Origin of the sequence: Herbaspirillum sp. 1173 (assembly GCF_031455335.1) — a bacterium.
Taxonomy (GTDB): Bacteria; Pseudomonadota; Gammaproteobacteria; order Burkholderiales; family Burkholderiaceae_D; genus Herbaspirillum; species Herbaspirillum huttiense.
On record NZ_JAVDSP010000001.1, the window covers coordinates 706,688 to 731,697 of the forward strand.

Consider the following 25,010-nt stretch of genomic DNA (forward strand, 5'->3'; position numbering starts at 1 on the left):
TGACTGAGTTGTACCGAATTTTGCAGCGAACCTGTCCGACGACAATGCACTAGCGGCAAGCCTGCTGGCCTGCCGCTGAACACCCGTTACCGATGCGGCAACAAGAAAATCAAGGTTGCTGCAAAGCCCGCTGGATATCCCCCACCATATCGAAATCCGCACCCACCCAGCGGCGCGCCAGCCTGTCAATGGTGCCATCGCGCGTCATGTCGCCAATGGCCTTGCTGACGGCCTCCTTCAATGGCTGCTGGCCCTTGGCCATGGCCGGTGCCGACAGCTGGTAGATCAGTACTGGTCCGACTTCCTTGATCGGCAACTTGTTCACGTTCGCGTATTTCATGCCACCGAAGTGCGAACTGATGACCGCATCGATGCGCCCATTGCCCAGGTCATTGAAGACGAAACCGCCATTGTCATAGGCGCGGATATCCGATTCCTTCAGATTGGCCCGCGCCCAGCTTTCGTTGGTGGTGCCGGTCGTCACGCCGACCTTCTTGCCCTTGAGATCGCGCTTGTCCTTGATGCTGGCATTGCTGGCCAATACGAAGATACGAAAATCCTCCACGCCATAGGGTGCCGCAAAATCGACCTGCTTCTCCCGTTCCGGCGAAGGGGTGAGGTCGTTCATCACCATGTCGTACTTGCCCGCCTTGAGTCCTTCCACAAAATTCTTGAAGCTGTCGGCCACGAAGACCACCTTGGCCACGCCGATGCGGCGCGCCACTTCCTTGGCCACCTCGACGTCATAGCCGGCCGGTTGCAGCTTGTCATCGATCAGGCTCCAGGGCGGACTGCTCTGGGTATTGGCGATGCGGATCACGCCCGACGCACGGGCACTGGCCAGAATGTCGGCCGGAATGTTCTGGGCTGTCACGGCAGCCGCTGCGCTGCCCAGGAGCGCTGCCAGCAGGCAGGCAGGAATAAAATAATGCAACTTCATGGTGCTGTCCCCTCTTGATCATCAATGGAATCGGAAGCCCATTCTGTGCTCAGGCCGGGGGATCAGCAATCCGTGCACGTTTCTTGAGTGATAAGCGGAACTTATACTTTCTTCGATCAAACTGATGGATCGATAAGATATGCCGCACCAATCCGGCACAGCAAAATGATAAGGGCCAACAGTGTTTCACCCTTCCCTGTCCCAGTTATCTCCGGGCTGACTGCTCTTCGTGCGGTCTCGTGCACCATGGCCTTGCCCCAACCCTGTGCGCAGCGCTCAAATCGGTGCATTGCCGCGAAGTTCAGAGCGCGCCAGGTTTCTGGTACAGCACCTGGCGCAGCGAACTCATGTCCGACTCCATCTGGATCCGCATCACCCGCAGCAGCTCCTTGGCATTCTCCGACATCGGCACCCCAGGCCGGAAAACCAGCAGCGCCGTAAAGTTGGCCGTCACTTCCATCGGCTTCAGGCGCAGGCCGCGCGTGACGTAATCCAGCGCCAGGATGGGATGCGCCATGCCCATGCCAACCCCGCGCATGGCGAATTCGCACACCGAATTGGAATAAGGCGTCTCCAGGATGGGACGCAAAACCTTCCCCTGCAGCATCAGCTCCTGCTCCAGACGCCGGCGGCTGGCATCTTCCGGATTGAGGGCAATAAAGGGATGTTCCAGCAGATCGTCAGCCGTGATCACCGGCTTGCCGGCCAAGGGGTGCCGGTCGTTCATCACGATCACACCCGGCACGCTCATGAATTGCGAATGCTCCAGCCCGGAGACTGACAGCTCATCGGCCATCAGTCCGAAATCCAGCTGCCCTGCGCTGACCTGCTGGTAGACCTCGCGCGAGCTCATGATCTGGAACGACATCTGCACACGCCGCTCACCCAGTCCGAAGGCGGCGATGGCGCGCGGCATGAAACCATTGCCCAGTGCGGGGAAGGAAGCGATGGCCAGACGACCCAGTCCGAACGAGCGCAGGCTGCGGATGCGGTGCTCAATCATCTCGAAGCCGGCAAAGCAACGATCCACTTCCACGATCAAGGCCAGCGCCTCCTGCGTCGGCACCAGGCGGCCACGGGTGCGCTCGAACAGCCGCAGTTCGGAAGTCGCTTCCAGCTTGCGGATCGACTGGCTGATCGCGGGCTGGGAGACGTTGAGCAGGGCGGCGGCCTTGCTGGTGGTTCCGGCGCGCATGACGGCGCGGAAAACCTGGATATCTCGCATGTCCATATATAAGTACCACTTATAGAGTTAGTCCGGCGTGCTGTTGATGGCTGCGGCGCGAATTCGGATACTGGGTTCCTCTTTTTTAGATTAACAAATTAATCGCATGAGCCACCCTATTTCATCGCAACCCGCGTTCGCCAGTCTCTCGCCCCCGGTGATGCGCGCCTCCACCGTGGTATTCGACACCTTCGAGGACTTTGTCCAGCGCAAGCAGCGCCAGCCCGATGGCTTCAGCTATGGCGTCACCGGCACCCCCACGGCGCGCCTGCTGGAGCAGCGCGTGGCCGCGCTGGAAAACGCCCGCCACTGCGTCATTGCGCCCTCCGGTGCGGCTGCCCTGATGACCACCGTCATGGGCTTCGTGCGCGGTGGCGACCACTTGCTGGTTTCGGCCGCCTGCTATGGCGCGCTCAAGACCTTTGCCGAGAAATGGCTGGCACACATGGGCGTGGAGGTCGAGCTGTATCGGCCGGACATCGGTGAGGAAATCGCCGACCTGATCAAGCCCACCACCCGCATGATCTGCATGGAAGCGCCCGGCACGGTCACCATGGAAATGCAGGACATCCCGGCCATCACCGCCGTGGCACGCCAGCACGGGGTACTGACCATGCTCGACAACACCTGGGCCAGTCCGCTGGGCCTGACATGCCTGGATCTGGGCGTGGACTTCAGCATCCAGGCCGCCACCAAGTTCCTGGGCGGTCACTCCGACGTGCTCATGGGATGCATCAGCATGAATGACCACGGCCACTACGGCATCCTGCGCGAGACCCAGAGCATCCTCGGCCAGCAGGTCAGTCCCGAGGATTGCTTCCTGGTGCTGCGCGGGATGGAAACACTGCCCTTGCGGGTGCAGGCGCAAGGTGCGTCGACCCTGCGGGTGGCACGCCATCTGGCCGGTCATCCGATGGTGGCGCGCATGATGTATCCGCCGCTCGACAGCGACCCCGGCCATGCCCTCTGGAAACGCGACTACAAGACCCCTGGCTGCCTGTTCTCGATGATCCTGCAACCGGCACCTGAGAGCGCCTTCCATGGCTTCTTCGACGCCCTGCAGCACTTCGCCATCGGTGCCAGCTGGGGCGGCGTGCACAGCCTGGCGGCGTATTATCCGGCCGCGCTGCAGGCCAATCGCGCTTTCCCGGCGACCGACCAGCCGGTGGTGCGCCTGTCCATCGGTCTGGAAGATCCTGCCCTGCTGATCGCCGATCTGGATCAGGCACTGGCCCAGTATGCAAGCGCGGCAGCCCAGGCGTGATGCCCGCATCAATGAACACTGAAGCAGCGCCCCAATGCAGGCGCTGCAACCGGGAGGAGAACCATGATTGATCTGTTTGTCAGGGCGCTACCGCTGCTGGAAAAAGCGGTAGTGGTGACCATCGGGCTGGGTATCGGCTCGTTCGTGCTGGGCTCGGCGCTGGGCATGCTCATTGCGCTGGCCCGCATTTCCGATGCGCGGCCGCTGCGCTGGCTGGCGTTTGCCTATGTGTCGGTGTTTCGCGGCACGCCCTTGCTGATCCAGATCCTGCTGATTTATTTCGGCCTGCCCAACTACGGCATCACCATCGATCCCATCCCCGCCGCCTTGCTGGCGCTGACCTTGTTCTCGGCGGCCTACCTGAGCGAGAACTTTCGCTCCGGCATCAATGCGGTCGATCGCGGCCAGTGGGAAGCCGCCTGGGCCATGGGCATGGGTTACTGGAAGACGCTGTGGCGCGTGATCCTGCCGCAGGGCCTGCGCATCGCTATTCCACCCGTGGGCAGCCGCCTGATCGCGCTGATGAAGGACACCTCGCTGGCCTCCACCGTCACCGTGGTGGAGCTGACACGCGTGGCCGACCAGCTGGGAGCGACCACCTTCCGCTACATGGACATGTTCATCATCGTCGGGACCATCTACTGGGTCATCAATCAACTACTCACTCTCCTGCAAACCTGGCTGGAAGAGAAACTGTCGAGGCGCTATCAATGAATCCGTCTTCTTCCTGTACCGTGCGCGTGAGCGCCTTGGCCAAGGCGTATGGTGCCAATCAGGTACTGCGCAACATCAACCTCGAAGTCGCGCGGGGCGAAGTGGTGGTCATCATGGGACCCTCCGGGTCCGGCAAGACCACTTTCATCCGCTCGCTGAACCTGCTGGAATTGCCGGATCGCGGCAGCATCGAGATCTGCGGCGTGGCGCTGAACGATCCGGCGACGCTGCCCGCCCGTGAACTGCGGCGCAAGACGCTGCAGATCCGGCAGCAGACAGCCATGGTGTTCCAGTCCTTCAACTTGTTCCCGCACATGACCGCGTTGCAGAACGTGATCGAAGGGCTGATCTCGGTCAAGGGGGTCGCCAAGGGGGAGGCCCGTGAGCGAGGCCTGGCACTGCTGGACAAGGTCGGGCTGGCGGAGAAAGCCGATGCCTATCCGGGCAAGCTTTCCGGTGGCCAGAAGCAACGCGTGGCCATCGCCCGCGCGCTGGCCATGGATCCGGAAGTGATCCTTTTCGATGAGCCGACCTCGGCACTGGATCCGGAACTGCGCGACGACGTGTTGAACGTGATGCGCGCGCTGGCGGCCGAAGGCATGACCATGCTGGTCGTGACGCACGAAACGCGCTTCGCCCGGGATGTAGCCGACCGCATCCTCTTCATGGAAGGTGGACACGTGCTGGAAGATACCACCCCTGCCCTGTTCTTCGGCACGCAGGGCAGCGAGCGCTCGCGGCAGTTTCTGGGACGCCTGCACGAATGATGTGCGCAAGCTGGCGAGCTACCTGGCCGCGCTGCGCACTATCCCGGCGGCGATATCACCTTAGGTTCCAAACTGCCGAGAGACCGTGACCTGGGCCGACAATGGACGGCCCGGGCTCAGGGTGTAATTGAAGTTGGAGGCCGAACCACCCGTGTAATAGCGACGATTGAACAGGTTCAAGATATTGAGCTGTGTTTTCCATGGGCCGGCCTGATAGGCGAGCATGAGGTCGGTACGGGCGTAGCCTGCCAACTGGAATGTATTTGGCAAGCTCGCTTCGCGTGCGCCCATCGCGTAAACGCCAGCACCCGCCTTCAAGCCTCACAGCGATTTGAGCTCATACCTGGTTGGTGATTGATTCAGCGCTTCTCAATGATCCATGGTGTTTCGGCACGTCTACAAATACTCAAGAAGCCGAAAGAGATTCAAAAAGTTTGCTGCGCTCGGACCATAACTGCTGGAGCGACACGTCCAGAAAGAACGGCTCGTCACCGTCTTCTGGCCACCATTCGAACACACGTCCCTCAGCGGTCATGCCCCAGGTCGACCCGATACCATAATCCCCGAAGGCCACCGCTGCGGACCATAGTGATGCAGCGGCCGGCAAGCCGCGCAGAACTTGCGTGAGCCTTAGCATGGTCACCAAGGAGAACGCCTCTCTTCGCGCCAGCGGGTAAAGAAACCGGGCTTCGGACGGCCCGGTAAAACCGTTGGCGCTGAGGTAGGCATTGCGCAACTCCATCGGCAATGAAAAACCAAGGATGCATTCCGCATCGAGGATTTCCCGCTCGGTACAAGGCTGGCCGCTCTCCAGCACTTCCAGATCCGACATCAAGAACATAAGAAAACAGCGAGCCCGAAGCCCGACTCAGAATGCAAACCAATCTTCAGCTGCCGACTGGTCGCGAATTGATTCATTCGGATACCATCTGCCTGCCTTGCAGGAGTTGATGATTGTGCGACCAATCGAACTCCTTGTACCGGATTTCATGTGCGACATATTGTCGCTATGTCCGCTCCTCGCAATAGGCTGAAGACGGCCCCCTCTCGTTCAGGCGGCCAGCTTTTCCGTCTCCCATTTCGTTGGAATCCTGCCGCGCATGAGTTGCTCCAGGACTTGTGCCAGCCGTATCATCCAGAGCCGCTTCAACGCATCGTGAGCTAGCCTGTCAGCAGACAAGCGCAGACGATTGCCGAGCTGCCCCTGGACTGCGGCAAGGATTTCCGGCGGACACTCCATCGTCTTGAGCAACTCTATAGCGGCACGTCGGAGGTCATTGGGAGTCCAGTCCGAAATGGGCAGGCGTGGCCGCTGATATTCAGGTCGGGAATCGCAGTCCTCGCGTGCATTCCAGACGGCCACGCCGACATTCTTGGGATCGAAGCGGCCGCCCTTGCGTCCTTCGAACAGATAGCCTGTCCCGCTGGCCAGCAGGCGACGCTGTACGATTTCCAGCGCCCGGCCCACCAGGGGAACACGAAAATCACTAGCGGCACCGCGTCGTTGGGGACGCAGCTTTTCCTCCGGGATCGTCCACCACCAGCCATCTTGCTCCTGGTTGATCTCGCGGGCGTGCATGGCGCAAATTTCCTTTCCGGGAGCGCATGTCCAGGCAAACAGCGTCAGGATATCCTCGTTGGCGCTGGTGAAATGATGGAGCCACGGCAATAGAACGGCGAGCTCATTGACCGACAGCAGACGCTTCTCAGGGCCGCGATGCACGCCCTTGATGCGAACGCCTTTGCTCTTGAACTCACCACGCAGGACGCTACGCCACACGTTGACGCACTTGGCAGGAAGCAATCCATGCGCAATGGCGTAGTCCCAGGCAGCACCCAGTTCGCGTCGCGTGATAGTGCCTTGCGTGGGCCGATCCAGGAAGCCACGAAGAAAATCAGCGGCCATGTCTGCATCGACCGCCTGTGCAGACAGGTTCCCGAATTCACCCAGCGTGCGCGCGAAAATACGCCACACTTCCTTGGCCCCTCTTTCGCCCCAATGATGCTTGACGTGTCCCTCGTAATAATGAAAACCGATTTGCTGCACCGTCAGTTGCGCAGCGGACTCATTGGACATTGATACGGAATCACGTTGCGGGCGTTCCGCTTGCCGATGCACCGTTGATGGATCGATCCCCTGATCACGCAAACTCTTGAGTTGCCGCCATTGGCGAACGGCCGAGTTCAATGACATGTGGGGCCATTCGCCCAGTTTGACCTGGCGAATCCTGCCATCATTTGGATTCTTGTAACGATAGATCCAGTTGTACATGCTTTCGTTGGCGCGCAAGCGCAAGCCACGATGCTTGGGGATGGTGAGATGTTTGCCAGCGGGCAGAGATTGCACTGTGATTGCATTGAACATGTTTTCTTCTCCCTCAGAGCCCTTCAAAGGTCAGCCAATTCATTTGGCTTGGTGGGCCGCCAGTTTGGGATGACGGAAGGAAGTTGAGCTGCTGACTGCGGTATGGCATGTGGGGATCAGAGGGTGCGGGAAATTTTTCCATCATTGAGGCCCACGCTGCTTTCACCTCAGGGGCCTTCGAACGTTCAAGATGAACATCGATCAGGACGCGAGCAACCGGAATACCGGTTAGCTGGGCCACCTTCACTGCTGTCGCATCGCCGATACCACTTTTTCCACTTTTCATATGGCTGATCGCACTGCGCGTCACACCCAGTACATTTGCCAATGCGTGGTCGGACTGCAGGTCGAGCTTTCTCTTTACCAATTCCAAATAATCATTCGTTTGCATATGGCCTCCTGGGGCCGGACAGGCCGGAGTAACAAACCTCGTTGTGGACGTTTCGATTGGGATCATGTAATCGGACATGCGCAAATCGCTGCATCCTGAACGGAGCGTTCGCTGAATGGATCGGGAGAGAAATGAGAAAGCCTCCGCGCTGACTGCGCTCGCTTTCTCATAAGATGAGCCTATGGCATGCATCCCCGCTTGCTCATGTTCTGCCTTTCTGAACATCTGTGGTTAGTGTGGCCAGGCACACAAAGACCTGCACAAGTTCGCGAAAGAGACTTGTGCAACACACAGAATCAAGGCGGTCAAACGAGAGTCGGAGGTGCTCGACTGCGATGTGCCGTGGGAGCCAGAGCCGGGACCACGGTGAAGTCAGTAATGAAGAAGACTGGATGCACCAGTACCGCAATCAGCGAGGCGATACCCGGCGCAGCAGACGGTAGTGTCGGTGCGTGCTGCTGAAGGACACAATAGCCGCAGTGTGCTCCGTCGACGGGAATTTTCTCCTGCCCTGCCGTACTGTTTCCTGTTACCGCGACGCGCTTGGTGCCACTGGCACTGCAGACTTCCATCCAGGTGAGCTGGCTATTGGAGGCCAGCGTGCGCGAAATGGTTGGAGCGGCAGCACCAAACACCATCACGCATAGCGCAAGCCATGCGAGCAGTTGATGAAAGCGTCGGCTCAAACTCATGTTCGGAGGTCTGGAAACGAGAGGCAAAAATAGGATCTGGCGTAACCTATGATAAGCCCGCATTCGCAGATGATGACGCTGCATGGACCCGACTGCGTCAATTTGCCGCAGCCAGGTCATGTGCCATGCGACTTCCGTAGCATTGCTTGGCGTCGGAATCTCCCTGTCGGGTACCGATCAAATTCTCGTCAAAACAATCGCGCCGTCCATGAAGTAAATTTCTGAAAACCAGCTTGAAGAACTTCTCGACCGATATGATCTTCAGGCAGGCCATTTCTGGCACAGTCTGCGCGGAGAAGATCCAAGGGGGACGCCCTGTTTTCCCTTCGTGAACCAGGCGACGCAATGGGCATGGCTTTAAATTTCAACAAGGCAACAACCTCATGAATCGACGAGAATTCAATTTGGCACTGCTCGCAGCGGCCACGGTTTCCAAGGTCGCTTTTGCGCAGCCGATCCGAGAGAACCCGCAACTACTGCTGGACACGGAGCATTACAAACATCAACAGGTAACGGTTGATGGGCAGGTCATCCAGGTACGCGCCTTTGAGGGCATCCCCTATGTGGCGCGACCCGTCGAGCCCGAGTACCAGGTACTCAACCTGTACATTCCCGAGACCTACTTTCAGGGCGGCCGCATCGGTAGCTTCGACGCGCGTAGCGCCCCGATCTTCTTTCCCAATGCGGTAGGCGGCTACATGCCCGCCAAACCAGGGACTCTTGCCGGACGCGGCTTTCCAGCGGGACCGCCGGGTGGCCAACGTGGGCAGCAACACATTCCGCCGCCAGGCCTGCCTCCGGGGGCCTTGCCACCTCCCCCTATGGGCACAAATACCGTCAGCGCCAGTGCCGTGGCCCTGGCGCGTGGATTCATCGTAGCGGCCCCGGGTGCGCGGGGACGCACTCTGCAAGCGAGCGATGGCCGATGGACCGGCAAGGCACCTGCCGCCATCGTCGATCTCAAGGCGGCAGTGCGCTGGTTACGCTACAACGCTGGCCGCTTCCCCGGCAACCCCGAACGCATCATCTCCAATGGCACCAGCGCGGGTGGTGCTTTGTCAGCGCTGTTGGGTGCCAGCGGCAATCACCCTGACTACGAGGCCGAGCTCAACAAGCTGGGGGCAGCGCCGGGGCGCGACGATATCTTCGCCGTATCCGCTTATTGCCCCATTACCAATCTGGCGCATGCCGATGAAGCCTACGAATGGCAGTTCGAGGGCTTGCGAGAGTATCGCAATGTGGCCATCTCGATGCTTGATTACAAAATTCAGCGTCAGGAAGTCGTGGGGCAGCTCAGTGATGCGCAGTTGCAGCTGTCGGCGCAACTGCGTGCGGCATTTGTCGATTATGTCAATGCCTTGGGCCTGCGTTCGCCGGAGGGAGGCACGCTCAGCCTGCAGGCCGATGGTCACGGACCATTGCGTGATCATATCGCCGGGCTGTTGCTCGACTCGGCCCGCAAGGCCCAGGCCGGCGGCACTGATCTGGGCCAGCCGGCATGGCTTCAGCTTCGCGATGACAAGGTGGTAGCAGTCGATTTCAGTGCCTATGCTCGTAGTGTCGGACGCATGAAGAGTCAACCAGCCTTCGATGGCCTGGCCCTGGAAACCGGCGAGAACCAGCTGTTCGGTGATGCGAACACCGACAAGCGCCACTTCACCGCATTCTCGGCGCAGCACAGCAAGGTCTCCGGTGCTGGCCTGGCTGAGCCACAGACGGTCAAGGCCATGGATGCGATGCAGGAAATCGCTGATGCGCGCTCCGTAGTAGCGCAACGCTGGCGCATCCGACAAGGCACGATGGATCGGGACACCTCGCTGGCGGTGCCGACGCTGCTCGCTGCAGCGGCACGTCAGCGTGGCGCACAGGTCAATCTGGAGTTCGCCTGGAACCGCCCACATAGTGGCGATTACGACCTGGAGTCGCTGTTTGCATGGATCCAGGCGCAGGTGAGTTAGGCTGGGGAGACCGGATATCTCAGAGCGCAAGAGCATGTGCTCAAGACGTCACGCTGCGGCGCTTTGCCGCAGTGGCAGCATTTTCAATTTGGCTGCAACATTCCCAGCCATGCCAGCAACATCAACGCAAACCAGGAGAGCAAAATTTCCGCCAGGGTCAGTCGGCGTATCTGTCGCAGGGCATTGCGATGATGACGCATCGACGGTACCAGTACATACCTGTTGAACACGGCAATCGCCATCATTGCGCCAGCCACCAGGATCTTCATGCTCAACAGCGCTTGGTAGCGAAAATGGAAGTCCAACGGCAGTCGTCCAAGAATGAGGAGGGTATTGAGCAAGCCTGTCAGGAAAACCAATGCCACCACTGCATGACCGATATTTGAAAAACGCCGCAATATTGTATTGACCATATCTGGATACGCGCGGCGATATCGGTCTGACAGGACCATCAAGACGATCGGCAACGCGCCTATCCAAGCCCCGACGCTCCACACGTGGAGAACGTCGTTTGCCTGATGCAACAGTCCCCTCCATCCTTCATGCATGACGGCATGTCCGGTCAGCGCCAGGCTCGTCAGCATGATGCCGCTACCACCGATGCATGCGAGCAAGCGCATGCGATCCAATGGCGTCACGCTGAGCAAGAGCAGGCAAATGGCGACCAATTGGGTCCACCATGCCGTACCGATCGAGGTCCCGTTGGCTACCGCGGCGAGCATGTCAAGGTGCCAGGCATCAGCCCAGCCATCACCAAGAATACTGGCTTGCACGGGCAAACTGGCAAGCACGGCAGTCAACAGGAGTCCCAACAAAAGACGTCGCCATCCGGCCAGGCGTTGCCATAGCTCGCTCCTGAGCGGCTCTGCCACCAGCACAAACAAGGTCAGGCCGGAGCCCCACAGAAACAGTGCCGCTCCATCGATTGACAGCCGGCAAAGCCCCAACAGAAGCGTGGGAGAAATCAAGGCGCTACGGAAAAGCTATAGCTGCCCTCGGTCTTGTGTCCATCCACGGACAAGGCATGCCATTGCACCGTGTAGGTACCCGGTGCCAGTCGCGTGGGGATCCCCACCATGAATGACTTCCCCTCGTCCATGAGCATGGACTCACCCAATTTGACTTCCTTCTGATCGGGGCCTGACAGCCTGACGCCGCTGAATTTCAGATTCAATCCCTCTGAGAAAGTGAGTGTCAGCTCTGCTGGTGAAGCCACTACCGCCTGATCGCCAGGAATGGCCGTCTTCAGGTGGGCGTGCGCCCAGACGAATTGCGCCAGGAAAAGACTGGAAAGGATCACTAGCGACAGGAGGCGCTTAACGTTTTTCATTATCTTCAATTCCGCTATGGGATCGGCTGAGGGGATGTACTTACCCTGATCGGTCCGGTGATTTGATTCATGGAAGCTGACTGAGCCCGCATCCGGGCGCACATCTTCGCGGGCGACAAGTTTGCCACGACCAAGGCGCAGCACATGCGACATATTGTCGCAGACAAGCCGAATGTGCATCTGACGAAAATCTTACAAATCCTTTACAGGCAAGGACTTCCTGTCTTTTTCTCACAGGAAGGCTTGATTTCCGTGAGCGGCCCGATCGGCTCCTTGGGCGTTAGAATCTGCGCCCATGAAAACTCGCCTTCCCCGCATGCGCATGATCGCGTGGCTCACCATTGCTGCCCTGCTGGCAATGATGTGGTCGGGAGTGGTGCAAGCACGCATCGGTACCAAGCTTGCCTTAGCTTGGAATGACATATGTTCCGTCTCCGATGATCCAGCTACGACTTCAGGTGGGGCCAGTGGCAAAACCGGGAATGTAGCCCATGCAGGGCACTGCATGTTCTGCGCAAAGCAGGATCTTGCCCACGCATTGCCGCCGCGGTTGGACCTGTCACAGCCTCCATTGCGGATATCGCGGGCCGTCGAGCTTGTCCAGGGAGCGCGACGGACACACACGGCCTGGGCAACTGCCGCCCCACGCGGCCCACCAGGTACACGCTATTGATTGACCCGATGCGGTCACTGTAGCCGGCATCCCCACCCTGACGCCCTCAAGAGGCGTTGAAGATGCTGTGTGCCGCGCGTGACTGGGTCTTTCTCAGTCACCCCACGACACCTTCCCCGAGACACTGACATGACAAAAAAATCCCAACCACACACCCTCGCGTATCCTGCCCGTTCGCTGCCAGCCCAGTTGCGCCGCACGATTGCATATGCTCCCTATGCACTGCCCCTGCTCTGCCTCGCCGCTCCTGTCCAGGCAGAGCAATCCGCCAATGCGCTGCCGGCCATCACGATCAATGCCCAGAGCACATCGCCGCTGCAAAATCAGGTGTCGGTCGGTTCCAATCTGGATCTGACACCATTGCAGACGCCAGCCAGCGTCACCGTCATCAACCGCCAACAACTGGAAGAGCGCGGCGACGCCAGCATCACCGATGCCATCACCCGCGCACCCGGCTACAGCGCCATGGGCCACCCGGGCAACAGCGGCAGCGCGCTGTCGGCACGCGGCTTCACCGATGCCACCTCCGTGATGCGTCTCTATGACGGACTGCGCCAATACGGTGGCGTGGGCGTGAGCTTTCCGTTCGACACCTGGAACATTGACCGTATCGAAGTCCTCAGCGGACCTGCCTCGGTGATCTATGGCGATGGTGCCATCGGCGGCGTAGTCAATGTGATCCCCAAAAAGCCCACACGCGGGAAGATCGAAAACGAAATTGAAACTACCATCGGCACCCACAACACCCGGCGCCTGGGACTGGGCAGCGGCGGCGCCATCAACGAGATGCTTTCCTACCGGGTCGACATCGCGGGAGATCGCTCGGATGGCTGGGTCGATCGCGGCAACACGAACAACCTGAGCCTGTCCGGTGCGCTGCGCCTGGATGTCAATCGCGATCTGTTCGTGCAGCTGAGTTATGCCCAGGGGCATCAGCGTCCGATGGCCTATTTCGGTACGCCCCTGATCAACGGTCAACAAGTCGATGCGCTGCGCGAACGCAACTACAACGTGGCTGACGGCACCATCGACTACAAGGACCGCTGGGCGCAACTGGAAGCCCAGTGGACACCCGACGCCGATACCACGCTGCGCACCCGTCTCTATCAGATCAACAGCAATCGCTACTGGCGCAACGCTGAAAGCTATGTCTACAACAACGCGACCGGACTGGTCGATCGTGGCGATGCCACCGAAATCCGTCATGACCAGTCTCAGACCGGGGTGACTACTGATGCGACTTTCAAGGGACATCTGGCAGGCCTGAAGAATCAGGTCTCGGTCGGCTTTGATATCAACTCGACGTCTTTTACGCACACCAACAACACCTACAGTGGCAGCTTCAGCTCCGTCAATCCCTATAGCTTCGACCCGGGCAGCTATGCCAGCGGCGTGGGGATTCCGGCTTTCCTGCCTCGCTTCCGCGCGCGCGCCTCGCAGTATTCAGTCTTCTCCGAAGACAAGCTGGACCTGACCGAAAAACTGAGTGTGCTGGCCGGTCTGCGCTTCGATCACGCGGATGTCTCCCGCACCGATCTTGCCGGTGGCACGGGTGGTTTCGATCAAGGCTTCTCCAACCTGGGCTGGCGCCTGGGAACCGTCTATGCCATTACCCCTGACCTGAGTGTCTACGGCCAATACTCGAAGGCTGCCGCGCCCGTGAGCAGCATGCTCTTCATGAGCAAGGCCAACAGCAAATTCAAGTTGTCGACCGGACGACAGATTGAGGCGGGCATCAAGCAGGTGTTCTGGGACAAGCGCGGTGAGTGGACGCTGGCGCTCTACGATATCCGCAAGAACGATCTGCTGACCCGCGATCCGGCCAATCCCAGTGTGAGCGTGCAGGTCGGACAGCAGTCCTCGCGAGGCGTCGAAGCCAGCCTGTCGCTGGCCTTTGCAGAGCAATGGAAACTGAACGCCAATGCCACCGTGCTGCGCGCACGCTTCGATGACTTCACCGAATCGGTCAGTGGCGCGGCTGTCTCGCGTGACGGCAAGGTACCCACCAACGTCCCCGAGCGTCTGGCCAATGTCTGGCTGAGCTGGAACTTCCTGCCGGCATGGACCGCCAGCGGCGGCCTGCAGTATGTCGGCCAGCGCTATGCCGACAATGCCAATACGATCAGACTGCCCTCCTACACCACCACTGACCTGGCGCTGCAATGGAAGGCCACGCAGGCCACCACAGTCACACTGCGTGCCAACAATGTCTTCGACAAGCGTTATTTCACCACGGCGTATTACACCACCACGCAATGGCTGTATGGTCCCGAGCGTGAAGTTCAGCTGACGCTGAATCATCGCTTCTGAGCTTGATGAAGAAATTGACAGGCAGCCTGCGGCGCTGGACCTATCTCACGCACCGCTGGTGCGGTGTCGCCGGCTGCCTGCTGATGGCGTTGTGGTTCGTCAGCGGCATGGTGATGCTGTTCATCGGTTATCCCAAGCTCACCCCTTGGGACCGATTGGCGGCATTGCCAGCGCTGAGTGCCGCACCACAATTACCCTCGCAGGTCATGGGAGATGTGCCGGTCAGCCGGCTGCTCCTCAACGCTGCCTCCGGGCAAGCACGCTATATCGTCCAGCGCGCCGATGGTAGCCTGATCAGCATGGATGCTTCCAGTGGCGTCCAGGCAAGAGGCTTCAGCAGCGCTGCGGCACTGCGCAGCGCCAGGGTATTCTCAGGCAGTGACGACGTTCTATACCTGGGCAGCATCGATGAAGACCGCTGGACCCATTCCGGCAGCCTCAACCCGCATCGCCCCCTGCACATGGTGCAGGTCGGCGATGTTGCGCAGACCTTGCTCTACGTTTCCTCCCGGACCGGTGAGGTCGTGATGCAGGCCAGCCGGTCTCAGCGCATGTGGAATTATGTTGGCGCGTGGCTGCACTGGATTTATCCCTTGAAGAACCAGTCGCGCGATCCTGTCTGGAGCTGGACCGTTATTGCGCTCTCGGCCGGCTGCGTTCTGGTTGCCTGCAGCGGCATCGTCGTGGGGCTTTGGCGCTGGCGCTTTGCGCGACCTTACAAATCGGGTTCCCGCTCGCCCTTCGCCCCGGGATGGATGCGCTGGCACCATCTGCTCGGGTTGGGCTTTGCTGCCATTACGCTGACCTGGATTTTCAGCGGTTTGATGTCGATGAATCCACTGGGTATTTTTTCACCGACGCAATCGCCGAACCTGGCGCGCTACGACGGGGCCATTGTCTCCCGGCAGCACATGGATCGCACGCCAACGGACATCCTGCAGGCACTGCAGCGGGATGGTTTCCAGGCCGTCGAACTGGAGTGGAAGAATCTTGGCGGCCATTGCTTCGTGCTAGCACGGGATGCCGCAGATGGCACGCGCATCGTCACCACGGATGCACAGGGTCTGCTGGTGCAGCGGCGATGGCCACAGGCCGTACTGCAAGAGGCCGCTGCAATGCTGCTGCCCGCCAAACTCATGCAGGCAGAGCTGCTCGATGGCGGTGATGCCTATTACTACCGCCGTGCGCCGGAAGCCATGATGGGCGGCACCGAGCGCCGCCTGCCGGTGCTCAGGTTGCGTTTTGATGATGCGGGCAGCACCCTGGTCTATATCGATCCAGCCACCGGGCAGATCGCTCTCACCGCTGACCGCGCGCAACGCGTGGGGCGCTGGCTGTTCAGCTTCCTGCATAGCTGGGACCTGCATTTCATGCTGGCTGCGGTCGGCTGGAGGGAGGCTGTGCTGATCCTGCTCAGTCTTGGGGGACTGGGGCTTTCTCTCAGCGGGATTGTCATCGGAGTGCGTCGTGTCGATAGAAAGATGAGAAGTCGCAACTAGAACTCGTTGAAGTCCCAAGGACAGCGATCTTTTGCTTGGTTGGCGGCTGACAGTTCAGGTGTCGCAGATGATCTGCTTAAGTCGGTCTTTGCATTAGCAATGGTATTTTTCTTCGTTGAAAGCCGGCGCGCCAACGGACAGACTGCCGCCTTTGAGCGTGAGCACCTTTGCTCATCGCGCCCCTCCTTGCCGGCTTTTTGCATGAACGACTTCTTCACTCCCATTACCGGCTCGGTGCTACCGCGCTTCGCCGGCATCCCCACGCTGATGCGGCTGCCGCCGCTGACACTGGAGGACCCGCGTCTGGCCGAGCTCGACATCGCGCTCGTGGGTGTCCCCTGGGACGGCGGCACCACCAACCGTCCCGGTGCACGGCACGGTCCGCGCCAGGTGCGCGATGCCTCCACCATGGTGCGCAACGTCAACCGTGCCAGCGGCATCAATCCCTTTGCGCTGTGCCGCTGTGCCGATCTGGGCGACGCCCCCGTCAATCCCGTGGACCTGATGGATAGCCTGCAACGCATTGAGTCCTTCTTTGCCAAGCTGCATGCCGCCGAGGTGGCCCCGCTGGCCATCGGCGGCGACCATCTGGCCAGCCTGCCCATCCTGCGCGCACTGGGCAAGGATGGACCGGTGGGGATGATTCATATCGATGCCCATACCGATACCTGGGACACCTACTTCGGCGGCCACAAATACACCCATGGCACAGGCTTCCGGCGGGCTATTGAAGAAGGCGTGCTCGATGCGCGCCGTACGGTGCAGATCGGCATTCGCGGTGCGCTCTACCACGATGCCGAAGATACCTGGGGCCAACAGCAAGGCATCCGGGTCATCGATATCGACGAGTTCCATCAGCTCGGACTCGACGCCGTCATCGCCGAAGCACGGCGTGTGGTGGGTGATGGCCCGACCTACATCAGCTTCGACGTCGATGGCCTGGATCCCGTCTACGCGCCTGGCACCGGCACCCCTGAAATCGGCGGCTTGACGACGCTGGAAGCCCAGCGCCTGCTGCGCGGCCTGCAGGGCTTGCATCTGGTCGGCGGCGACGTCGTAGAGGTGTCGCCGCCCTTCGACCCCAGCGGCAATACCGCACTGGTGGCCGCCACGCTCGCCTTCGAAATCCTGTGCGTGCTGGCGCACAGCGTGCAAGCTCGCAAAGGGTCATCCGCGAAATCCGCATAAGGAACCGCGAAAACGGTCGTTGTGCAAGCCATGCGCGCTTTGCATACTCATCAACGACGCAAGCTTGCGCGCCCATTAAACCAAGAACAGGAACAGACCATGCACATCACAAGAAGAGTATTCAACACCGCCATCGCCGCCCTGCTGCTGACCGGAGCCACAGCCGCAGGTGCAGCCGACAAGCCCATCGTTGTCGGCTACCAGAGCGATGCCCTGCCCTCGTCCCTGGCCATCGCCAACGGTGAATTCGAAAAGGCCACCGGCAAGAAGATCGACTTCCGCAAGTTCAACTCCGGCGCCGACGTGATCGCGGCCATCGCCGGTGGCGATGTGCAGGTGGGCTACGTGGGCTCGAGCCCGTTGGCTGCGGCCGCTTCGCGCGGACTCGACGTCAAGGCCTTTTACCTGGCCTCCATCTCCGGGACCGATGAGGCCTTGGTGGTGCGCAATGGTTCGGGCATCAACAGCGTTGCCGACCTGAAGGGCAAGAAGCTGGCGGCCGCGCCCGTCTCCACCGACCATTACCAGCTGCTGGCGCTGATCAAGAGCCAGGGGTGGACAGAGAAGGATGTGAAGGTTTTTGCCATTCCGCAGCCTGAAATCGTGGCCGCCTACAATCGTGGCGACATCGACGGCGGGTTCGTCTGGGACCCGGCTCTGACCGAACTGAAGAAAAACGGCAAAGTTCTGGTGACCTCCAAGGATGTGGCCGACAAGGGCGCGCCGACCTTCTCGGCGTGGATTGCCACCGGCTCGTTTGCCAAGGAACAGCCTGAATTCCTGAAGACCTTCAGCGCCGTGATCGACAAGGCCAGCCTGTCCTTCCAGAACGACAAGGCCGCCTGGAACAAGGATAGCGAGAACGCACGCCTGCTGGCCAAGCTGCTCGGCGGCACCCCGGCCGACCAGGCTTCGGGCCTGCAGAACCTGAACCTGGTACCGGTCAGCGCCCAAGCCTCGCCGGCCTGGCTGGGTGGCGGTGAAAACTCGGGCCTGGCCAAGATCCTCAAGGAAACCGCCGTGTTCCTGAAGGAACAGAAGAAGATCTCGGACGTGCTGCCCAGCTATGCCGCCTTCGTCACCCCAACGGCGGTGACTGGCCTGAAGTAAGCCTCCCCGTCGATACCGTCTGCGAGCCCGCCGTGCTGATAGCCACCCTGTCGCACGGCGCTTGCGTTTGCACGGTTTGGAAAGAACACACATGTTGAAAGTAGAAAACGCCAGCGTCTTCTTTGCCGGCCGGGACAAACAGGTGGTCCATGCGCTGGACCGGGTCTCGCTGGAGATTCCCGAACGCGGCTTCGTGGTCGCGCTGGGCACCTCGGGCTGTGGCAAGTCGACCTTGCTCAATGCCATGGCAGGATTCCTGCCGCTCTCCGAAGGCAGCATCACCCTCGACGGCAGACCGGTTTCCGGACCCGGTGCCGAGCGTGGTGTAGTGTTCCAGAAGGACAGCCTGCTGCCCTGGAAATCGGTGCAGGACAACGTCGCCCTCGGTCTGAAGTTTGCCGGCGTGCCGCGCAATGAAAGCCGCGACCGTGCGCAGGAGTTGTTGCGCCTGGTAGGACTGCAGGATTTTGCCAAGGCTGCCCCCTACGAACTCTCGGGCGGCATGCGCCAGCGCGTGGGCCTGGCCCGCGCTTTGGCTCCGGATCCCAAGATCCTGCTCATGGATGAGCCCTTCGGTGCGCTCGACAGCATGACCCGCGAACAGATGCAGGAGCTGCTGGTGTCGGTCTGGGCACGCACGGGCAAGCAGGTTTTCTTCATCACGCACTCCATCGAGGAAGCGCTTTTCCTGGGCACCGAGGTGATCGTGATGTCACCGCGCCCGGGCCGCATCGTGGCGCGTTTCGAGACCGATTTCGTGCGCCGTTTTGCCGCCGAAGGCGATGCCCGGGCCATCAAGACCGAACCTGCCTTTGCACAATTGCGTGAAGAGATTCGCGCCATCGTCCACCAGTCCGAAGACCTCGTCACATCATGAGCGACCAAGTCCAACCCCTCCCTTTGCTCGATTCCCTGCGCGCAGGGACATCGGCTCCCACTACGGCCAGTGCGCCGCCGCGCCTGGTCAAGATGCGCAGCTTCGGCATCGGCGAAGGCTCTACGGTGCGCATCAGCATGGCCGCCGGCATCGCCATCCTGGCGCTGTGGTGGCTCATCGCGCAGACCGGCTGGGTGCCGCACCTGTTCCTGCCTACCCCTTCCGAGGTCATCAATGTGGCCCGGAGCATCTGGGAAGACGGCTACGCCAATGCCACCCTGACCGAACACGTGGGCGCAAGCCTGCTGCGCATCCTGACCGCCGGTGTCATTGCGGTCTCGCTGGGCATCCCGGTGGGCCTGCTGATGGGGCTCAATCGCTGGGTCAAGGGCGTGCTCGATACCCCGATTGAATTCTATTGGCCCCTGCCGCCGCTGGCTTACCTGCCCTTGATGATCATCTGGCTGGGCATTGGTGAAGCCTCCAAGATCACCCTGCTGACCCTGGCCATGTTTGCACCCGTGGTGCTGTCGGCGCAGGCGGGCGTACGCTCGCTGCCGCTGGAGCGGGTCAATGCGGCGCTCTCGCTGGGCGCGACACGCTGGCAACTGCTGGTCGAGATCGTCCTGCCCTCGGCTCTGCCGGAAATCCTGACCGGCATCCGCATCGCGCTGGGCGTGGGCTGGAGCACCCTGGTGGCAGCCGAACTGATTGCAGCCAATCGCGGCATCGGCTACATGATCATGTCGGCATCTCACTTCCTGGCCACCGATGCGGTCTTCGTCGGCATCGCCTTGATTGCCATCTGCGCCTTCGTCTTCAGCTATGGCATGCGCCTGCTGGAACGCGCGCTGGTTCCCTGGAAGGGCAAGAGCTGAGGCCATCGGGCCAGCCTGCTTTCCTCCTTCAATCCCCTGACACTTTCAAGCCATGACATCTGCTCACCTTTCCGCCGTTGCACGCGATCCTGACCACACCGACGAGCTCTCCGTCGCCACACGCCGTGCCGCCGCCGTTGCCCACTTCGTGGCGACCGCCCGCCAACTGATCGGCGACCCCGCGCATGCGCGGCGCGAGGACCTGGAAGCGGTAGCCCGCCATCTGGAAACCCTGGGCCGCCAAACGGCGCTGTTTCCGGAAGGCGACTTCCCGGTCAATGAAGAAACCCCGGCCGTGGTCTATCGCCTCAGCGAAGAGACCGACGGCACGTTCGCCCTTTACCTCTCGGTCGGTTTGCCAGGCAAGTCGGTCCAGCCGCACGACCATACGACCTGGGCCATGATCACCGGCGTGCAGGGCATCGAGCGCAATGTCTTCTATCGCCGCGAAAAGACCGCCGACCCCGCACGCGATACCCTCACCCCTGAACGCACCATCGATGTCGTGCCGGGCAATTCGGTCATCCTTGGGCCGGACGATGTGCACACCATCGAATTGCAGGGCCCGCAGACCGGCTTGCACCTGCACTTCTACGGCCGTGGTCTGGACCACATGCCGGCGCGCGTAGTCTTCGAGAGCCGCGAAGGCGGCAGCTATCGCACCTTCGGCCCGCCGGCCGGGATTCGCCACGCGCGCATCAGCCCGCAGGCGCTCAAGGCGGCGCTGGCCGGGCGTGAAGAAATCGCCCTGCTGGACGTGCGCGATGCCGGCGTCTATGCCCGCAGCCACCTCCTGTTTGCCGTGTCGGCGCCGCGCTGGCGGCTGCCGCTGGAGATCGATCGCCTGGTACCGCTGCGCAATACCCGCATCGTGGTGGTCGATGGCGATGAAAGCCAGGCGCACGACGGCGCGCATCAGCTGATCCGCCTCGGCTGGACCAATGTCTCGGTCCTGGCAGGCGGCACCGAAGCCTGGGCGGCCGCCGGACTGGAAGTGTTCAGCGGCACCAATGTGCCCAGCAAGGCCTTTGGCGAAGTCATCGAACACGAGAAGCAGACGCCCTGGATCACCTCCGATGAGCTGGAGCACCTGGTCCAGCAGGGTGAAGACATTGCGGTGGTCGACAGCCGCACGCCGGAAGAATTCGCCGCCTTCAGCCTGCCGTTCGCCCACAGCGTACCGGGGGCCGAACTGGTCTACCGCATCGGCGAGATCGCGCCCGATCCGAAGACGCTGGTGGTAGTCAATTGTGCCGGTCGCACCCGCAGCATCGTCGGCGCTCAAACGCTCATCGACGCCGGCATTCCCAATCGCGTGGTCTCGCTGCGCAACGGCACCATGGATTGGCTGCTGACCGGCCGTACGCTGTCGCACGGCCGCCAGACGGCGCTGCCCGAACCCTCGGCCAGCACCCAGGCCAGTGCGCGCGCGCAAGCCGAAGCCGTGGCGCAACGGGCCGGCGTGCGCCGTATCGACAGCACTACCCTCAAGCGCTGGCAGGAGGCCGCACGGCAGCAGCAACGCACGCTCTACCTGTTCGATATCCGCACCCGCGCCGAATACGAGGCCGGCCATCTTGAAGGCTGGCGCTGGGCACCGGGTGGCCAGCTGGTACAGGCCACCGATGAATATGCAGGGACCCGGGGCGCCCGCATCGTGCTGGCCGATTGGGATGGCGTGCGCGCCCTCACGACCGCCGCCTGGCTGGCCCAGCTGGGATGGGATATCTCCGTGTATGCCCCGGCCACCCACGGTTCCGAGGCAGCCCGCGTGACCGGGCCGGAGCCGGTACGCGTGCTGGTCCCCGACCACCCTGCGCCAGTGATCTCCCCGGCGCAGGCGGCCAGCTTGCAAGCGGCGGGCAACGCCATCCTGATCGACATCGACAGCCGTGCAGCCTACGAGAAGCGGCATCCGGCCTCGGCCCGCTTCGTCGCGCCAAGCCGCCTGGCGGAGTTCCTGGCCTCGCAGCCGGCGGAGCTCTCGGTGGTGCTGGTTTCCGGCGACGGCGTGCTGGCCGCCAGCGTGGCCGCAGGATTGCTGCGTGGCGCGAAACCGGCGCAGCCGCTGCTAGCCCTGCGCGGCGGTACGCAAGGCTGGATCACCGCCGAGCTGCCCACCGGCAGCGGCAGCGAGGGCGTGGTCACCGGCGACGATGACCAGGGCTACAGCCCCTACCTGCACAAGGACCTGGCGCTGCGCAATGCCGGCTTCGTCGACTACCTGGAGTGGGAACTCGGCCTGGTAGCCCAGCTGGAACGCGAAGGACATACCGGTATTAGCCTGATCGAGTAAGGCAATGGGAACCAGCCTTCGCTTCCGGTGCAGCGCATGCCGGCGCGAAGGCCGGTGACCGGTTTGCAGGACGGGCATAAAGCGCATTAGCAAACGCAAAAAGCTTCGTTGCTCGCGGTTGCCGGGATATTGCATGATCTGCGCCCATGTTCAACCGTCCTCTGCGATCCGCCATGTCCTCTGCGTCCGTTTCTCTGCCTCGTACTGCTTCCCGTCTCTTCACCCTGCTGCTGCCGCTGGCCCTGCTGGCCAGTCCCGCTGCACAGGCCGATGCCACCCTCGACAAGATCAAGCAGCGCGGCAAGCTCTCCGTGGGCGTGGACGGGATCAGTCCTCCGTTCGGGGTGATGGATCCGGCGACCGGCAAGACCGGCGGCTACCAATACGAACTGGCCGCCGATATTGCCCGCCGCCTGGGCGTGTCGCTGGAAACCGTGTCGGTCACTGCCTCGACACGCGTGCAGTTCCTGCAGACCGGCAAGGTCGATCTGCTCATCGCCAACATCCAGTGGACCAAGGAACGCAGCGATACGCTGTCCTTCGCACCCACGCCCTACGACCTCATCGGCGGCGGCGCACTGGTGGCCAAATCCAGCGGCATCAAGCGCTGGGAAGACCTGCGCGGCAAAGTTGCCTGCGTTTCCCAGGGCAGCAATTTCGCCAAACCACTGGCGGAAAGCTATGGTGCCGTGGTCAAGGGCTTGCGAGGCATTCCCGAGTCCTTGCTGGCGCTCAAGGGCGGTACCTGCGACGCATCGGTGCACGTCTACCCGGCGCTCTACAACACCCTGCACGGCGATGGCAGCGACCAGTGGAAGGACTTCACCCTTGGCACCGAAGACCAGCTGATTCCCTCGCCCACCGTGGTCTGGGTGCGCAAGGGAGAAAGCGATACCCAGGCCTTCGTCGACAAGGCCATCCAGGATTGGCATCGCTCCGGTTTCCTGCTGCGCCAGGCGCGCCAATGGGGTGTCCCGGACAAATGGATTGCCAGCCGCCACGAGCTTGCGCTCAAGGGCAAGTTTGATCGTGCGCCCTTTGATTTCGACGTCTACAAGTCGGCGCAACTGGCTGACGCCACCAAGAGCAGCAAGCCATGAGCGCAGCGGCTCTGCTTGATGCGCTGCGAACCGCCCTGGGTACGGCGCACGTACTGGTCGGGACAGACGCCGCGGGCTATCTGACCGACCAGCACGGCCGCCTCACCGGGCAGGCGCTGGCGGTGGTACGGCCGGCCGATACCCACCAGGTTGCCGAGGTGGTCCGCCTGTGCCGTCAGTACCGCACACCCATCGTCGCCCAGGGCGGCAATACGGGTCTCATGGGTGGCGCTACGCCAGACACCTCCGGGCAGGCCATCGTCCTGCTGCTGGGGCGGCTCAACCGCATCCGCCACATCGATACGGACAACGACACCCTGACCGTCGAAGCCGGTGCCATCCTGGCCAATGTCCAGCAGGCCGCACGCGAGGCCGGCCGGCTGTTTGCGCTCAGCCTGGGTTCCCAGGGCAGTTGCACCATCGGCGGCAACCTGGCCACCAATGCCGGTGGCACCCAGGTGCTGCGCTATGGCAACGCACGCGAGCTGACACTGGGGCTGGAAGTGGTCACCGCCGAAGGCGAGATCTGGGACGGCCTGCGCGGCTTGCGCAAGGACAATACCGGCTACGCCCTGCGCGACCTGTACGTGGGCAGCGAGGGAACCTTGGGCATCATCACGGCAGCGACCCTCAAGCTGCATCCGCTGCCGGCAGCCCAGCAAACCGCCCTGTTGGCGTTTGCCAGCATCGAAACGGCGCTGTCTTTCCTCAATCTGGCCCGTGCCGGTTTCGGCGCCGGCCTGACGGCCTTCGAGCTGCTCTCCGAGGCCATCCTCGGCCTGGTTGCCCAGCACGTGCCGGAGCAGCCGCTGCCGCTTGCGCTCGGCCATCCCTGGTACGCCCTCATCGAGCTCTCCGACAGCCAGGACGATCAACATGCGCGCACCCTCTTCGAGAAGGTGCTGTCGCAGGCCATGGAGGACGGCATCGTCCAGGACGCCGCGCTGGCGCAGAGCAGCAGCCAGCACCTGGCCCTGTGGCGCTTGCGCGATGAAGCGCTGGGCGTGGCCCAGAAGCGTGACGGGGGCAACGTCAAGCACGACATCTCGCTGCCGATCTCGCGCATTCCGGCCTTCCTCACGGCCACGGCAGCTGCGCTGCAGGCCGGCTTTCCAGGGGTGCGCCCGGTGGCGTTCGGCCACCTGGGCGATGGCAACCTGCATTACAACGTCTCGCATGCGCTCTCCGGCACGGCCGCCGAACTCTTTGCCGTGGAAGACCATATCCATGCCATCGTGCATGACAGTGTGCACGCCCATGCAGGATCAATCAGTGCCGAGCACGGCATCGGCCAGACCAAGCGCGACCTGCTGCCACGCTACAAAAGCGCAGTTGAACTGGACCTGATGCGCAGGCTCAAGACCGCCTTTGATCCGCTGGGCCTGCTCAATCCCGCCAAGATTCTCACTCTCGACCACCGACCCTAGACCACC

23 protein-coding genes are annotated in these 25,010 nt (G+C 61.6%); 14 read left to right on the plus strand and 9 right to left on the minus strand.

Going from position 1 to position 25,010, the window contains the following annotated elements; genetic code table 11:
- Window positions 1-109: 109 nt before the first annotated feature.
- Window positions 110-940, minus strand: a complete 831-nt coding sequence (locus J2X56_RS03245) for a transporter substrate-binding domain-containing protein (protein ID WP_134136323.1) — start codon at window positions 938-940, stop codon at window positions 110-112.
- A gap of 301 nt (window positions 941-1,241) precedes the next feature.
- Complete coding sequence (locus J2X56_RS03250; RefSeq protein WP_121045417.1) at window positions 1,242-2,171, minus strand: LysR substrate-binding domain-containing protein; 930 nt, start codon at window positions 2,169-2,171, stop codon at window positions 1,242-1,244.
- A 100-nt stretch (window positions 2,172-2,271) separates the two neighbouring features.
- On the opposite strand from J2X56_RS03250, the gene J2X56_RS03255 reads away from it, so the two are divergent.
- From J2X56_RS03255 to J2X56_RS03265, 3 genes are all read left to right on the plus strand, one after another.
- Window positions 2,272-3,429, plus strand: a complete 1,158-nt coding sequence (locus J2X56_RS03255) for an aminotransferase class V-fold PLP-dependent enzyme (RefSeq protein ID WP_121045419.1) — start codon at window positions 2,272-2,274, stop codon at window positions 3,427-3,429.
- Between the two features lie 63 nt (window positions 3,430-3,492).
- Window positions 3,493-4,143 carry an amino acid ABC transporter permease gene (locus J2X56_RS03260; RefSeq protein ID WP_034333493.1) on the plus strand — a complete coding sequence of 217 codons (651 nt, stop codon included), beginning with the start codon at window positions 3,493-3,495 and terminating at the stop codon, window positions 4,141-4,143.
- On the plus strand, window positions 4,140-4,910 hold the full coding sequence (locus J2X56_RS03265; RefSeq protein ID WP_121045421.1) for an amino acid ABC transporter ATP-binding protein: 771 nt from the start codon (window positions 4,140-4,142) through the stop codon (window positions 4,908-4,910). Before J2X56_RS03260 ends, J2X56_RS03265 begins: the two co-directional genes overlap by 4 nt.
- Window positions 4,911-4,970: 60 nt before the next feature.
- Here J2X56_RS03265 and J2X56_RS03270 read toward each other — a convergent pair whose 3' ends face one another.
- The 5 genes from J2X56_RS03270 to J2X56_RS03290 form a co-directional block, all read right to left on the minus strand.
- A complete protein-coding gene (locus J2X56_RS03270) occupies window positions 4,971-5,201 on the minus strand; it encodes a TonB-dependent receptor (protein ID WP_134040401.1) in 231 nt (76 codons plus the stop codon).
- A 115-nt stretch (window positions 5,202-5,316) separates the two neighbouring features.
- Window positions 5,317-5,742 carry an SMI1/KNR4 family protein gene (locus J2X56_RS03275; RefSeq protein ID WP_134040399.1) on the minus strand — a complete coding sequence of 142 codons (426 nt, stop codon included), beginning with the start codon at window positions 5,740-5,742 and terminating at the stop codon, window positions 5,317-5,319.
- A 219-nt stretch (window positions 5,743-5,961) separates the two neighbouring features.
- Window positions 5,962-7,275, minus strand: coding sequence for an integrase family protein (locus J2X56_RS03280; RefSeq protein WP_121045427.1), 1,314 nt, complete (start codon window positions 7,273-7,275; stop codon window positions 5,962-5,964).
- Window positions 7,276-7,288: 13 nt separating this feature from the next.
- Window positions 7,289-7,666: a helix-turn-helix domain-containing protein gene (locus tag J2X56_RS03285; protein ID WP_158601288.1), complete on the minus strand. Its 378-nt coding sequence runs from the start codon at window positions 7,664-7,666 to the stop codon at window positions 7,289-7,291.
- Between the two features lie 305 nt (window positions 7,667-7,971).
- Complete coding sequence (locus J2X56_RS03290) at window positions 7,972-8,442, minus strand: DUF2946 domain-containing protein (protein WP_158601289.1); 471 nt, start codon at window positions 8,440-8,442, stop codon at window positions 7,972-7,974.
- Between the two features lie 299 nt (window positions 8,443-8,741).
- Between J2X56_RS03290 and J2X56_RS03295 the strand changes: the two genes are divergently transcribed.
- Complete coding sequence (locus tag J2X56_RS03295; RefSeq protein WP_310158194.1) at window positions 8,742-10,316, plus strand: subtype B tannase; 1,575 nt, start codon at window positions 8,742-8,744, stop codon at window positions 10,314-10,316.
- An 83-nt stretch (window positions 10,317-10,399) separates the two neighbouring features.
- Here the strand turns inward: J2X56_RS03295 and copD are convergent, their stop codons facing one another.
- Window positions 10,400-11,284, minus strand: a complete 885-nt coding sequence (copD, locus tag J2X56_RS03300) for a copper homeostasis membrane protein CopD (RefSeq protein WP_310158196.1) — start codon at window positions 11,282-11,284, stop codon at window positions 10,400-10,402.
- Window positions 11,281-11,826 (minus strand): copper homeostasis periplasmic binding protein CopC, encoded by a 546-nt coding sequence (gene copC / locus J2X56_RS03305; protein WP_245201967.1) that lies wholly within the window; start codon window positions 11,824-11,826, stop codon window positions 11,281-11,283. The genes copD and copC overlap by 4 nt, the downstream gene beginning before the upstream one ends.
- Window positions 11,827-11,968: 142 nt before the next feature.
- Between copC and J2X56_RS27010 the strand changes: the two genes are divergently transcribed.
- The 10 genes from J2X56_RS27010 (at window position 11,969) to J2X56_RS03350 (ending at window position 25,004) form a co-directional block, all read left to right on the plus strand.
- On the plus strand, window positions 11,969-12,319 hold the full coding sequence (locus J2X56_RS27010; protein ID WP_409025208.1) for a DUF2946 family protein: 351 nt from the start codon (window positions 11,969-11,971) through the stop codon (window positions 12,317-12,319).
- Window positions 12,320-12,448: 129 nt separating this feature from the next.
- Window positions 12,449-14,629, plus strand: a complete 2,181-nt coding sequence (locus J2X56_RS03310) for a TonB-dependent siderophore receptor (protein ID WP_199725143.1) — start codon at window positions 12,449-12,451, stop codon at window positions 14,627-14,629.
- Window positions 14,630-14,634: 5 nt separating this feature from the next.
- Entirely contained in the window at window positions 14,635-16,128 is a 1,494-nt protein-coding gene (locus J2X56_RS03315; protein ID WP_310158201.1) for a PepSY domain-containing protein, read from the plus strand.
- Between the two features lie 201 nt (window positions 16,129-16,329).
- On the plus strand, window positions 16,330-17,316 hold the full coding sequence (gene speB / locus J2X56_RS03320; RefSeq protein ID WP_227022702.1) for an agmatinase: 987 nt from the start codon (window positions 16,330-16,332) through the stop codon (window positions 17,314-17,316).
- 99 nt (window positions 17,317-17,415) lie between these two features.
- Window positions 17,416-18,426: a taurine ABC transporter substrate-binding protein gene (gene tauA, locus J2X56_RS03325; protein ID WP_121045439.1), complete on the plus strand. Its 1,011-nt coding sequence runs from the start codon at window positions 17,416-17,418 to the stop codon at window positions 18,424-18,426.
- A 91-nt stretch (window positions 18,427-18,517) separates the two neighbouring features.
- Complete coding sequence (locus tag J2X56_RS03330) at window positions 18,518-19,303, plus strand: taurine ABC transporter ATP-binding protein (RefSeq protein WP_121045441.1); 786 nt, start codon at window positions 18,518-18,520, stop codon at window positions 19,301-19,303.
- Window positions 19,300-20,181, plus strand: a complete 882-nt coding sequence (locus tag J2X56_RS03335) for an ABC transporter permease subunit (protein ID WP_121045443.1) — start codon at window positions 19,300-19,302, stop codon at window positions 20,179-20,181. The genes J2X56_RS03330 and J2X56_RS03335 overlap by 4 nt, the downstream gene beginning before the upstream one ends.
- 52 nt (window positions 20,182-20,233) lie before the next feature.
- On the plus strand, window positions 20,234-22,477 hold the full coding sequence (locus J2X56_RS03340) for a rhodanese-like domain-containing protein (RefSeq protein WP_199725144.1): 2,244 nt from the start codon (window positions 20,234-20,236) through the stop codon (window positions 22,475-22,477).
- 173 nt (window positions 22,478-22,650) lie between these two features.
- A complete protein-coding gene (locus tag J2X56_RS03345; protein ID WP_227022704.1) occupies window positions 22,651-23,577 on the plus strand; it encodes a transporter substrate-binding domain-containing protein in 927 nt (308 codons plus the stop codon).
- A complete protein-coding gene (locus J2X56_RS03350; protein WP_121045447.1) occupies window positions 23,574-25,004 on the plus strand; it encodes an FAD-binding oxidoreductase in 1,431 nt (476 codons plus the stop codon). The genes J2X56_RS03345 and J2X56_RS03350 overlap by 4 nt, the downstream gene beginning before the upstream one ends.
- The last annotated feature ends 6 nt before the right edge of the window (window positions 25,005-25,010 follow it).